Consider the following 12,578-nt stretch of genomic DNA (forward strand, 5'->3'; position numbering starts at 1 on the left):
TTACACCAGCGCCTTGGCTTCGTCGTCCATCGTGCCGGTCACATCGCTCGGCTGGAGGATCATGTCGGTGTGCGCTGCGCCCGACGGGATCATCGGGAAGCAGTTGGCGAGCTTGGCCACGCGGCAATCGACTATCACCGGACCCGGCGTGTCGAGCATGGTCTGTATTCCCTCTTCGAGCTCCCCGAGCGTGTCGATGCGCAGGCCCGTCCAGCCATAGGCCTCAGCGAGCTTCACGAAATCAGGCAGGCTGTCCGAATAGCTGTTCGAATAGCGGCTTTCATAGGTCAGCTCCTGCCACTGGCGGACCATTCCCATCCATTCATTGTTGAGGATGAAGATCTTGACTGGCAGGCGGTACTGGCTGACCGTTCCCATTTCCTGGATGTTCATCTGGAGCGAGGCTTCGCCCGCGATACAGATGACAAGGCGGTCAGGTTTGGCGATCTGCGCGCCTACCGCGGCGGGGAAGCCGTAGCCCATCGTGCCGAGCCCGCCGCTGGTCAGCCAGCGGTTGGGCGCCGAAAAGCCGAAATGCTGCGCCGCCCACATCTGGTGCTGGCCAACCTCGGTGGTGATGATGGGATCGCGCCCCCGCGTTGCCTCGAAGAGCGCTTTAACCGCGCGCTGCGGCATGATTTCGGCGGCCCCGTCCTTCTTTTCGGGGAAGTCCAGACAGCGCGTCGCACGCCAGCCGTCGATGCGGCGCCACCATTCGCCAAGATCGCGCGCCCTGTGCCCGCGCTCCTGCCATGCCGCAATCAGCGCGTCGAGCGCGCGCCCGGCATCGCTGAGCACGGCGACATCGACGGGGACGATCTTGTTGATCGAGCTGCGATCGATGTCGATGTGGATCTTCTTCGCATGCGGCGCAAAGGCGTCGAGGCGGCCCGTCACGCGGTCATCGAAGCGCGCTCCGACCGCAATGATGAGGTCGGCGCGGTTCATCGCCATATTCGATTCATAGGTTCCGTGCATGCCAAGCATGCCGAGCCACTTGGGATCGTCCGACGGGAAGGCGCCGAGACCCATCAGCGTCGAGGTTATCGGCGCGCCGGTCAGCCCGACGAGCTGGCGCAGCGCCGCACTCGCATCGGGGCCTGCGTTGATCACGCCGCCGCCGGTGTAGAAGATCGGTCGCTCGGCCGCCGCGATGAGCTCGATCGCGTCGGCAATAGCGGCCGCGTCGGGCTCGACCTGCGGGCGATAGCTTTGATGCTCGATGCGTGCCGGCACCGAATAGGTGCCGACTGCAACCTGCACATTCTTCGGAATGTCGATAACCACCGGCCCCGGGCGGCCGTGGGTAGCGATGTAAAAGGCCTCGTGCAGGATCGGACCCAGGCGGTCGGGGTCCATCACGAGATAATTATGCTTGGTACAGTGACGCGTGATGCCGACCGTGTCGCATTCCTGGAACGCGTCGGTGCCGATCAGAGTCGTCGGCACCTGGCCGGTGAGGACGATCATCGGAATGGAATCGAGCAGCGCATCGGTGATGCCGGTGACGGCATTGGTCGCGCCCGGTCCCGAGGTCACGAGCACGACGCCGGGCCTGCCCGTGGCGCGGGCGTAACCTTCGGCGGCATGGGTCGCCGCCTGCTCGTGGCGGACGAGGATATGCTTGATCCTGGGGTGATTGAAGAGCGCGTCGTAGATGGGAAGGACCGCGCCGCCCGGATAGCCGAACACTGTGTCGACCCCAAGGTCGACCAGCGCCTGAACCACCATGTCGGCACCGCTCATTTCCGTCACGATCTTGCTCCTTTCCTCATCATTCGCCCGCGCGCCAGGGATGCGCTTGTGCGCTGCAACAGTCGGCGGGCAATAGGTGCATGATTCTATCCTGTCAATAATCTATCACGTAATTTTATTGCAATTTCGATTATAGAATCGATCGATAATGATTCGTCATGGCGTGGCCAATCCTGGGGTGGTTGGTGGCGGAACCAGGTATATTGCCGCTTTGCATATTGGCGCGTTGCTGCCTGCGCGCGCTCCAGGGCCTCCTCGCGGGTGGCTTGGCCTTGCAGCCACTGTGCGACCTGCTGCACCCCGATTGCGCGCATGACGGGAAGTTCAGGGCCGAGTCCGCGCGCGATGAGCGCCGCGACTTCCTCGGCCGCACCGGCCTCGAACATTGCCTCGAGCCGAGCGTCGCAGCGCGCGCGCAGCCATTCGCGGGGCGGCAGGAGAACTAGCGGGAAGAGCGCGACCTCGGATGCGATCCCGCCCTCGCGCGCCTGCTGCCAGTGGGCCAGCGTGCGACCGGTGGCGCGAACCACCTCCAGCGCGCGCGAGACGCGCGCCGTATCGGCGGGGGGCAAGCGCTCGGCGGCCGAGGGGTCGAGACGGGCGAGCGCAGCGTGCGCCTCGGCGGGAGGCAGGGCGCGGACCTCGGCGCGGATGGCGGGGTCGATGTCGGGCACGGGAGCGATGCCGTAGAGGAGAGTGCGCAGATAAAGGCCGGTCCCCCCGACGAGAATCGGTACATCCTCGTCCTCCCATGCGCGGGCAAGCGCGCGGCGCGCGTCGGCGGCCCAGCGCGCCGCATTATAGGTATCGCAGCCGTCAACATGGCCGAACAGACGGTGGGGCACACCCGCCATCTCCGCCGGCGTGGGACGCGCCGAGAGAATCGCCAGATCGCGATAAACCTGGCTTGCGTCGGCATTCACCACTTGCGCGCGACCTACCGCCTGCGCCAAAGCGACAGCCAGCGCGCTCTTGCCGCTCGCGGTCGGCCCGGCGATAAGCGCGAGCGGGGGCTTGAGCCCTCTGGAGGTAGAAGGAGACACCATGTTCGTTGCGACGCTGATAGCAGCCGGAAAGCTGACGGGCGAGGTGGTGCGCGAGGCGATCGACCGCCTCGACGCAACGGGGCACGAAGTCGGGGCGCCGCACTGGCTCGACGAGGGCGATGCTGCCGATATCGTCTTTCACGGCAGCCTGGTGAGCGCGCGCAGCGAACTTGCAAAAATGGACCATGGTGCGCTCGACGTCGTGGTCCAGCCGCTCGGCGATCGCACCAAGAAGCTGCTGATCGCCGACATGGATTCAACGATGATCACCTGCGAGTGCATCGACGAACTCGCCGACTATGCCGGGATCAAGGCCGAGGTTGCGGCGATCACCGAGAAAGCGATGCGCGGCGAGGTCGACTTTCGCGGTGCCCTCGAGGAAAGGGTCGCGCTCCTCGGAGGGCTCGCCGAAGGCCTGCTCGCCGAATGTCGAATGGAGCGGGTGCGCCTGACCCGCGGTGCGCGCACACTCGTCCAGACGATGAAAGCCTATGGCGCGCATAGCGTGCTCGTCACCGGGGGCTTCACGGCCTTTGCAAACCCGGTTGGCGAGGCAATCGGCTTTGACCGGGTGGTCGCGAATCAGCTGCTGCTCGAAGGGGGCAAGCTCACCGGCAAGGTTGCTGAACCGATCGTCGACAAGGACGCAAAGCTTGAAACGCTGAAGAGTGAGGCGGCAAGGCACGCTCTGCCCCTCGCCGACACACTCGCGATCGGGGATGGTGCAAATGACATTCCGATGATCACCGCCGCAGGGCTTGGCATTGCCTATCATCCGCACCAGGCGGCCGCGGATGCAGCGGACGCGGTGATCCGGCACCATGATCTGACCGCACTGCTCTGGGCGCAGGGCTATTCGCGGCGCCAATGGGTGCTAGGTTAGGCCGGCAGGGCAGGCCCTTCCCTATTTATCGACTACCAGACACGCCTGACCATCCTTCCTCACCGTCGCGCAGAAGGCGTCGGCCTCGGCCTTGTCGGCAAAACCTCCCGCCTGAAGTCGGGTGAGCTTGCCGCTTTTGACCAGATAGGGCTGACGCGAGGCGAGGGCGGGATATGTCTTTTCAAGGCTCGCCCAGAGTTTGCGGGCATTGCTCTCGATGCCGAAAGCGCCGAGTTGCGCGCGCCACAGGCTGGTTGTCGCAGGGCGAGGCGCGGGCGCGGCAGCAGCGCCAGGTTTCGTCGCGGCCGGCGCGGGAACGTCTGTCATGGCGGCACCGGGTGCCGACGCCGGCGGCAGCGGATCGCCCTCGGGGGGCGGGGCATAGGTTGTACCCGGGGCCGACGGCGCGGCGGCTTTCACCGAGGCCGATACCGGCGGCGGGGCTTCCACCGCTGCAATGCTCACCGCGGTGTCGGCAGCGGCCGTCGCCTCCGCCGCAGCGGCAGCAGCCGCCTCGGCCGCGGGCGAGAGCACGGGTTTGAGCGCCGGTGCGGGCGCGGGCGCGGGCGCGGGCGCCGCGATCACGGGAGGGGGGGTGTAGCTGGTGCCAGGAACCGAGGCGGGCAGATTCGCGGTCTTGACCGGTGAGGGGGCCGGTTTGGGCGGCGGAGGTGCGGCGGCGTTCACCGCAGCGAGACGCGCGCGGGCTTCTGCCTTCTCCATCTCGGGCAGCATTGAAAGGCCCTTTTGCCGCTGCTCAAGCGGGATCAGGCGATCAAGTTGGGCAAGGCGCGCCGAGGCAATCTGGAGCCCCGCGTCGCTTGCGCGCTTGGTCAGCGCATAGGCGAGCGGCCAGTTTTCGGCCGCAAGGTCGCCGTTGAAATGCGCAGTGCCCAGAACATATTGTGCGCGCGGCTCGCCGCGTGCTGCCGACTGGGCGATAAAGGGCATGGCCTCCTCGCGGCGACCGGCGGTGAAGAGAACAAGCCCAAGATTGTCCTCGGCCTGTAGATGCCCCTGTTTTGCAGCGCGGCGATACCAGGCCTCGGCCTGATCCAGATCGGACGGAACACCGCGGCCGAGCTTGTAAGCCTGCCCAAGGTTGAACTGGGCATCGGGATCGCCGGCAACAGCGAGCGGGCGCCACTGGACGACGGCGCTCTGATAATCCCCCTTTTGCCAGGCCTCGACCCCATCCTTGACAGAGGCGGCAGCCGGCGCGCCGAGCGATGCGGCCAGGATCGGCAGCGCGAGCGAAGCGATGGTGCGAAATGAGCGCATCGAATTCTCCATGACCCCGCCGCCTGGAGGGGGCGAGCAGTTCCCGAGGGAAAGCCCCTAACCCCAAAATGGCTAACACGCCGTTAGCAAGAAACAGGGCGACCCCGCTCGTGACCCGATCTGGCACAACATCATCTCAAGCCTTTGGTTACCATAGCCCTCCATCGTCCGTTCACCCTCTTTTTATCATCGTTAACCCAATTTTAGCGCCCCGCATGTCATTCCTTCGCCCGATTTTGGACATTCAGGGGGACAGTCGTGCGCGTTTTGGCATTGGCTTCACAAAAGGGCGGGTCGGGGAAAACGACCTTGTCGGGGCACCTTGCGGTGCAGGCCCAGCTGGCGGGCGCCGGGCCCGTCGTTCTGATCGACATCGACCCGCAAGGCTCGCTCGCTGACTGGTGGAACGAGCGCGAAACCGACCTTCCGGCCTTTGCTCAGACCACCGTAGCGCGGCTCGCGTCTGACCTGGAAATCCTGCGCCAGCAGGGCTTCAAGCTCGCGGTCATCGACACGCCGCCCGCCATCACCATGGCGATTCAGAGCGTCATCAGTGTCGCCGAACTGATCGTCGTGCCGACGCGTCCTAGCCCGCACGACCTGCGCGCCGTGGGCGCCACGGTCGACCTTTGCGAGCGCGCGGGCAAGCCGCTGGTGTTCGTTGTCAACGCGGCGACCCCCAAGGCCAAGATCACGAGCGAGGCCGCGGTCGCGCTCTCGCAGCATGGAACCGTTGCCCCGGTGACGCTGCACCACCGTACCGATTATGCCGCGTCGATGATCGACGGCCGTACGGTGATGGAGGTCGATCCCAATGGCCGCTCGGCCGAAGAGATCCGTCAGCTTTGGACCTATATGAATGACCGGCTGGAGAAGAATTTCCGCCGCACCATTTTCGCATCGCCGCTCCCCACGCAGGGCAACTACGGCGCGGTTCGCCCGATGGGCGGGGGCTTCGGCCGCCGCATCGCTGGCCAGTAAGGGGAGGACATGATGGGCGAACCCAAACCTCTCGCATCGCTGAGTGCCGGTCTGCTTGCCCGCAAGGGCGGTGCGCGGCCGGCCATGCGCCGCCAGCCGCTCGGCAGCGGCCCGGGGCCGCTTGTCGGGGCCGGCTATGACGATCTTGGCTGGAATGACATGGGCTATGATGTCGATCCCGACCAGAGCGCTGAACCGGCCCATATGGTCGACCTGAAGCCGCTACTCACCGGATCGGTGCTCGCGCACAATGTCGAGGCCGAACAAGCCGTCGAAGAAAGCGCTGAGCCCGCAATCGCCCAAACGCCGCTTGCGGCCGAGCTCGGCGAGCCTTTCGCTCCCGAGGTGCCCGAGGTCGTGCGCCAACAGGAATCGCTGATTGACCGCGTCGCCGCTGTCGCGCGCAAGGTCGAGCAGCAGCCTTCGGCCAAGGCGAAAGCACCCCGCGCGCCGCGGGCCCGCGAAAAGGCTGCTTTCACGCTGCGCCTCGATGCCGAGCGTCACCTGCGCCTGCGTCTTGCGAGCGCCGTCACAAACCGCTCCGCGCAGGTCATCCTCACGGACTTGCTCGACCAGTATCTCTCGTCGCTGCCTGAAATCGACGCGATGGCGAGCCGCCTGCCAGCGGCGCGCCCTGCGCGCCGGACGGCCTAGCACCGGACAAAATGGGGGGACCTTCATGAACCGCAAAATGCTGATGAAAATCGCCGCGTCGGGCTTCGCCTTGGGAATTACGGCGACCGGATGCAGCGGTACAGGACCGCTCGCGGTTGCCTCGTCGAAGGTCGCCGACAAGGCCGATGCCGCCGCGAAGTCTGCTGACCGCGCGCGCGCCGCGCTCGAGAAGGGCAGGGCAGGAAAGGCCGTGAGCTTTGCAGAAGCGGCGGTCGCAGCAAGCCCACGCGATGCGGGATATCGCGCACTGCTCGGCCAGGCCTATCTCAGCGATGGGCGCTTTGCGTCGGCCGCAGCGGCGCTCGGCGAGGCCATGGAATTGGGCGCGCGCGACGCCAATACCGTGATCGCACTGACGCTCGCGCATATCGCCCGCGGCAACAACCCTGGTGCGTTGGCGCTGCTCAAGAACAATAGCGATGTCGTTCCCGCTTCCGATGCGGGCCTTGCGCTTGCGCTGGCGGGGGACAGCGAGTCGGCAATCTATGTGCTGACGGCCGCGGCTCGGGCGCCAGACGCCGGCGCGCGTACCCGCCAGAACCTTGCCCTCGCGCTTGCCCTCTCGGGTCGCTGGGCGCAGGCGCGCATCCTCGCCTCGCAGGACCTGTCGCCCGCCAAGATCGAAGGGCGAATGACGGAGTGGGCGAAACTCGCCGAAGCGCGTGACCAGGCGATCCGCGTCGCGAGCCTGATCGGCGCCAAGGCGAAGGCCGACGCCGGCATGCCCGTGCAGCTTGCGCTCGCCAATTTTGGAGACACGCAAATGGCGAAGGCTTCGGCAGATGCGTTGCTGCTCGCCAGCGCCGATCCCGCGCCGGTCGATAACTATGCACCGCCGCCGCCCGTGGCTATCGACGCGGGCGGTGCAGACGCACCGATCCGTACGGTCGAACTTCCGATGCCCGAGCGGGTGGCCGGCGTCGCCATGCCGGTCACAGAGCTTCCTTCGCCGAGCGCCGCAGCGCCGGTGATCACCGCCGATGCAGCGCCTTATCGCCACGCGCCGCGCGTGGCCGCGCCCTCCGCAGCCGACGAGGTCCCCGTCCGGCTGACGGCACAGGCGTTTGATGCCAAGAATCCATCGGGCTGGGCCGTCCAGCTTGGCGCCTATGACAGCCTGGGCATCGCCAAGGAAAAATGGGGGCTGCTCAAGACGCGCAACGGCCAGCTCGCGGCCTTCCCGGCGTCGAGCCATGCCGCGACGGTCAAGGGCCGCACCTATTATCGCCTCACCGTGAATGGCCTTAAGAGCCGCGCCGACGCGAGCAAGCTCTGCGGCGAGCTCAAGGCGCGCGGCCAGAGCTGCTTTATCCGTCGGATGGGCGGCGAGACGATCCAGTGGGCGGCGAAAGCGACCCCTGTTCGTATGGCATCGCGCTAGGCCTCACCTGACGGCGGGAACGCTCCCGCCTCGTCATGCCAAAATGCCTCGAGGGCGGTCAGCGGATGCGCTGGCCGCCCTTCCACATTGCCGTCGCGCGGCCCTGCACCGGCATGCCGTCGAACGGCGTGTTGCCTGCCCAGGCTGCCATTTTCTTCGCGTTGACCTGCCACGGGGTGTCGGGATCGACGAGGATGAGGTCGGCCTCCTTGCCGACCGCGAGCTGGCCCGCATCGACCCCAAGAAGGCAGGCCGGGGTAGCAGCTAGCAGCTCAAAGAGGCGACCGGGCGCGATATGCCCGTCGCGCACGAGGCCAAGTCCGAGCGCGAGCAATGTTTCAGCGCCCGCCATGCCGGGCTGGGCTTCGGCAAAGGGAAGGCGCTTGTCTTCGGGACCACGCGGGTCATGGCCCGAGGATAGAATGTCGATCGTCCCGTCTGCGATCGCGATGAGGCAGGCGCGGCGATCCTCCTCTGACCGGAGCGGGGGCGAAAGGCGCGCGAAGGTGCGAAAATCCCCGATCGCCGTATCCGAAAGCAAAAGATGCGCAGGCGTGATGCCGCAAAGAACCGGGAGTCCTTTCGCTTTTGCCGCGCGGATGAGGTCGAGCCCGCGCGCGGTTGTGACCTGGCGGAAATGAACGGGCGCGCCGGTTTCCTCGACGAGCGCGAGATCGCGCGCGATCGCCATCGCCTCGGCAATTGCGGGGGCAGAAGCAAGGCCAAGCCGCGTTGCCATCTCGCCGTCGGTCGCGACCGCGCCCGCCGTCAGCCCCTCGTCCTCGGCATGGATGATGGTCACAAGGCCCAGCGAGGCTGCGTAAGACAGCACGCGGCGCATCACGCCGCTGTCGGCTATGCGCGCACGCCCCGTGGCAATGGCGCGCGCGCCCGCCTCTTTCATCAGCCCGATCTCAGCGAGCTCCTTGCCCGCGAGCCCCTTCGTCGCGGCGGCGAGCGGATGCACCCAAAGGTCGGGCTTGCCGCCCTTTGCGGCGCGCTCGACGAGACCGGCCCCGTCGAGCGGGCCGCTGTCGGGCATCAGCGCAGCGCGTGTGATCCCGCCGAAATGAAAGGCTGGCTTGTCGGTTGCAAAGACGCCAAGGTCGATGATGCCGGGCGCGAGCCACTGCCCCCCCGCGTCGACTGTCTCGCTGCCGTCCGGAACGTCGGCAGGATCGAGCGCGGCGATGCGGCCGCCGATGACGAGCAGGCTTCCCGGGCGCGGCGCGCCGCCTTCCACGAGCAGCGCCCCGGTGATGTGGAGCGGCCTCAGTTCCATCCCGGCACTCCTCGCTTGCGGCGCGTCAGAATGTCGAGACACGCCATGCGCACCGCCACGCCCATCTCGACCTGCTCGGTGATCGCCGAGCGCGCGGGATCGTCAGCGATACTGCTGTCGATCTCCACTCCGCGGTTCATCGGGCCAGGGTGCATCACGATTGCATCGGGTTTCGCCCTTTCGAGCCTTTGGGGCGTCAGGCCGTAGAGCGCATGATATTCGCGCGCCGAGGGAAGATAGGCCCCGTCCATTCGCTCGTTCTGCAGGCGCAGCATCATCACGACATCGGCGCCTTTGAGCCCCTCATCCATGTCGGTGAAAGTCGCGACGTGCATCCGGTCCATCGCAGGGGGGATGAGGGTCGAGGGCGCGACGACGCGTACCTCGTTGCCAAGCAGGGTCAGGGCGAGGATGTTCGAGCGTGCGACGCGGCTGTGGAGAACGTCGCCGCAGATCGCGATCGTCAGTCCCTCGACCTTGCCCTTGCGGCGGCGAATGGTGAGCGCGTCAAGCAGCGCCTGCGTCGGATGCTCGTGGCGGCCATCGCCCGCATTGAGCACCGGACAGTCGACCTTGTCGGCGATCAGTTGCACCGCGCCCGAGGCCGAATGGCGAATGACGATCGCATCGGCGCGCATCGCGTTCAGCGTCATCGCGGTGTCGATCAATGTTTCGCCCTTCTTAACGCTCGATTGCGCGGCGTGCATGTTGACGACGTCGGCGCCGAGCCGCTTGCCCGCGATCTCGAACGAAAGAAGTGTGCGCGTCGAATTTTCGAAAAAGGCGTTGATGATCGTCAGCCCGGCGAGCGCGTCGTCATGCTTGGCAGCGCCCGAACGGTTGAGATCGACCCACTGTTCGGCAGCATCGAGAATGTAGGAAATTTCCCACGGGGTGAGCTGCGCGATGCCGGTCAGATGGCGATGGCGAAAGGCATCGCCGCCGGGCGGATAGTCGCTGGCGGGTCGGATGGTTGCGTTTGTCATTAAAGCCGAGCCTCTAGGCGTCGGCGGCAATTTTCGCAAGCGCCGAGACGATGAACGGCCCCGGCAGTCCGAGCGCCCAGGGAAGGAGCAGGATGATGTTGACCCCGAGCGAGATCAGCATGCAGTTCGCAAAGGGCTGCTTGCGCGTCTTGCGGCGCATCAGGCGCGCGGCGAGTATGGAGCCCAAGGCGCCGCCAAGAAAGGCCCAGAGGAGCAGGGTGGACTCGCGCGTCCGGCGCATGCCGGCCTTGGCATATGCCTTGTCGAGGACCATCAGGAGAAATGCGATCAGATTTGCCGCAGCGAGCCACATGAAAATATAATCGGTCATCAAAGAGTGACTTGGCGGAAATGTGTGAAGCGCAGCATCGAAAGTTGCTCCCCCCGATGGGGCTTAGCGCACCATCGCGTCGATCGCTCCTTGGAGAATGAACGCCGCTGCGGCGCTGTCGATACGCTCGGCGCGCTTTGCGCGGCTGACGTCGGCGGCGATCATCGCGCGCTCGACCGCGGCGGTCGACCAGCGCTCGTCCCAGAGCAGCACCGGCAGCGCGAGGGGAGCAAGGTTGCGCGCGAAGGCGCGCACCGACTGGGTGCGCGGACTGTCGCTGCCGTCCATGTTGAGCGGCAGCCCCACGACGAACCCGACAACCGATTGCGCCGCAACCAGCGCTTTCAGCGCATCGAGATCGGCTGCGAATTTCTTGCGGATGATCGTCTTGTCGGGCGTCGCAAAGCTCCACCCTGCATCGCAGAGCGCGGTCCCGATCGTCCTGGTGCCGACGTCGAGCCCAGCAAGGCGGCCGCCGCCCGGCAGCGCGCGGGCAAAATCGGAAGGGGCGGTCGTGATCATCCCTGCGCTCCTTAGCCTTGGGTGCCGAGCGAAGTCGAGACGGGCCCGCATGCTCAAGGCCCTAGTTTGCCGACACCTGCCCGGACCTGGCCCAACGCGCGCCCGGCCTGCGTTACGATCCGCCTTTTGCCCCTGGCGTGGCAACCGGCACGGCATCTTCTCCTGCGGGCTTCGCGAGAGGCGCCGCGGGTGGCGGGACGGGCGAGGGCTTGCCCTCGAAGCTCGCGAGCCGGCGCAGCACGTCGGCGCGGACGTTCGCCCAGAAGAGGGTGATGTCGAAGACGTGATAATTGTTGCCGGGAAGCACATAGCTTGGCGCATAGTCCTTCGCGATTTCGGCGTCGCCAATCATCAGGAAGCCGCGCGTGTCATCGCAGCGGGCGCCAATGACGCCGGGGACGAGCTGGCCCTTCTTGAACCCATCCTCGGGTTTCAGCGTGCCGATATTCGCCGCCGGGGCTGCTTCGGTATCGGGAATGCCAGTGATCGGGTTCGTGCACAGCATCCGCGTGTCGCGTCGCGGGCGGCCGTCATAGCCGATTGTGCCGTCATAGGCGTCGGTGACCATCGAAGTGTCGGCGGGTTCCGCGAAGGTCGCCCAGCCGAGAATGCAGTTCGCCTGTTCGGCCGTCTCGCAGGCGGGAAGGCCAAGCGCGGCGAGGTCTGTGTCGCGGCTGATCGGCCAACCGACAATATAGGCCGCGGCGACTCGCTTGGCGAGCGGGGTGCCCGCGATGCGGTTCTTGATCAGCGTTTCGATATGGAGCGCGCCCTGGCTGTGGCCCGCGAGGATGATCGGCCGGTTTTTGGGCTGCGCGGCAAGGAAGGCGTCGAAGGCCTGCTCGACGTCGCGATAGGCGGCATCAATCGCCTTGCCCGCCGTGACGCGGTCGGTCGCGAGAAATGCTCCGAGTGTCGCCTGGCGATAGCGCGGCGCCCACACTTCGCCGCCGTCGGCGAAGGCGCTCGCCATGCCGCGCATGAAAAGGTCGGCGCGGTAATTGGCATCGCGGTCGTCGAGCGGCGCGTTCCAGCTTGACTTGCTGTAGTAGCTCGTCGGGTGGACGAAGAAGACCGCAGCGCTGCCCTTTTGCGCCGCAGTCGCCGCTCCCGGCTCAGCGGCTCGGGCGGGCGGGATCAACTGATCGCGCGACTGTGCCTCGGCGCTATCGGGCGGCGGCGTTGCATCACCGGCGAGTTCCGGGCGCCAGGACGAGGGGTCGTTTTCAAGCCCGGGGCGCGCGAGCCACATCGCCGGGTCCTCATAGGCGTTGGGCGCAATCGCTGCCTGCGGTTCGAACTCGGTCGAGGGGACGAACGCGACGCGGCCGAACCACCCGGGGGCGAGCTGATAGGCGATGCCGACACCAAGGACGAGGAGAATGATCGCAGCGATGAGATAAAGAAATTTGCGGGCCAAGCGGGGCTCCATGGGAGAGAAGGTGCGCTCGCGCT

General features: G+C 66.4%; 12 protein-coding genes. 4 read left to right on the top strand and 8 right to left on the bottom strand.

The features are described from left to right. Together ilvB and miaA are read right to left on the bottom strand one after the other, a co-directional pair. Window positions 1-1,755, bottom strand: a complete 1,755-nt coding sequence (ilvB, locus tag LH20_RS07710) for a biosynthetic-type acetolactate synthase large subunit (RefSeq protein ID WP_053553712.1) — start codon at window positions 1,753-1,755, stop codon at window positions 1-3. Between the two features lie 86 nt (window positions 1,756-1,841). Then, window positions 1,842-2,801 carry a tRNA (adenosine(37)-N6)-dimethylallyltransferase MiaA gene (miaA, locus tag LH20_RS07715; protein ID WP_053553713.1) on the bottom strand — a complete coding sequence of 320 codons (960 nt, stop codon included), beginning with the start codon at window positions 2,799-2,801 and terminating at the stop codon, window positions 1,842-1,844. Here miaA and serB point away from each other — a divergent pair. Then, a complete protein-coding gene (gene serB / locus LH20_RS07720; RefSeq protein ID WP_053553714.1) occupies window positions 2,800-3,684 on the top strand; it encodes a phosphoserine phosphatase SerB in 885 nt (294 codons plus the stop codon). The genes miaA and serB overlap by 2 nt on opposite strands. A gap of 21 nt (window positions 3,685-3,705) precedes the next feature. Here the strand turns inward: serB and LH20_RS07725 are convergent, their stop codons facing one another. Then, window positions 3,706-4,965: an SPOR domain-containing protein gene (locus LH20_RS07725; RefSeq protein WP_083455571.1), complete on the bottom strand. Its 1,260-nt coding sequence runs from the start codon at window positions 4,963-4,965 to the stop codon at window positions 3,706-3,708. A gap of 258 nt (window positions 4,966-5,223) precedes the next feature. On the opposite strand from LH20_RS07725, the gene LH20_RS07730 reads away from it, so the two are divergent. From LH20_RS07730 to LH20_RS07740, 3 genes are read left to right on the top strand one after another with little or no spacing between them, the layout of a single operon-like run. Then, window positions 5,224-5,946: a ParA family protein gene (locus LH20_RS07730; protein ID WP_053553716.1), complete on the top strand. Its 723-nt coding sequence runs from the start codon at window positions 5,224-5,226 to the stop codon at window positions 5,944-5,946. A gap of 12 nt (window positions 5,947-5,958) precedes the next feature. Then, a complete protein-coding gene (locus tag LH20_RS07735) occupies window positions 5,959-6,600 on the top strand; it encodes a hypothetical protein (protein WP_053553717.1) in 642 nt (213 codons plus the stop codon). Between the two features lie 25 nt (window positions 6,601-6,625). Continuing rightward, the gene (locus tag LH20_RS07740) at window positions 6,626-8,002 is read left to right on the top strand and encodes an SPOR domain-containing protein (RefSeq protein ID WP_053553718.1); all 1,377 of its coding nucleotides are present in this window, start codon (window positions 6,626-6,628) and stop codon (window positions 8,000-8,002) included. Window positions 8,003-8,060: 58 nt separating this feature from the next. On the opposite strand, the gene LH20_RS07745 is transcribed toward LH20_RS07740, so the two are convergent. The 5 genes from LH20_RS07745 to LH20_RS07765 form a co-directional block, all read right to left on the bottom strand. Continuing rightward, window positions 8,061-9,284 carry a dihydroorotase gene (locus tag LH20_RS07745; RefSeq protein WP_053553719.1) on the bottom strand — a complete coding sequence of 408 codons (1,224 nt, stop codon included), beginning with the start codon at window positions 9,282-9,284 and terminating at the stop codon, window positions 8,061-8,063. Continuing rightward, window positions 9,275-10,270, bottom strand: a complete 996-nt coding sequence (locus LH20_RS07750) for an aspartate carbamoyltransferase catalytic subunit (protein ID WP_053553720.1) — start codon at window positions 10,268-10,270, stop codon at window positions 9,275-9,277. Before LH20_RS07750 ends, LH20_RS07745 begins: the two co-directional genes overlap by 10 nt. A gap of 13 nt (window positions 10,271-10,283) precedes the next feature. Beyond that, entirely contained in the window at window positions 10,284-10,601 is a 318-nt protein-coding gene (locus LH20_RS07755) for a DUF1294 domain-containing protein (RefSeq protein WP_053553721.1), read from the bottom strand. A 63-nt stretch (window positions 10,602-10,664) separates the two neighbouring features. Further along, complete coding sequence (ruvX, locus tag LH20_RS07760; protein ID WP_053553722.1) at window positions 10,665-11,123, bottom strand: Holliday junction resolvase RuvX; 459 nt, start codon at window positions 11,121-11,123, stop codon at window positions 10,665-10,667. Between the two features lie 112 nt (window positions 11,124-11,235). Then, on the bottom strand, window positions 11,236-12,543 hold the full coding sequence (locus tag LH20_RS07765) for a DUF3089 domain-containing protein (protein ID WP_053553723.1): 1,308 nt from the start codon (window positions 12,541-12,543) through the stop codon (window positions 11,236-11,238). Window positions 12,544-12,578 lie beyond the last annotated feature (35 nt).

Origin of the sequence: Sphingopyxis sp. 113P3, from assembly GCF_001278035.1 — a bacterium.
Lineage (GTDB): Bacteria > Pseudomonadota > Alphaproteobacteria > Sphingomonadales > Sphingomonadaceae > Sphingopyxis.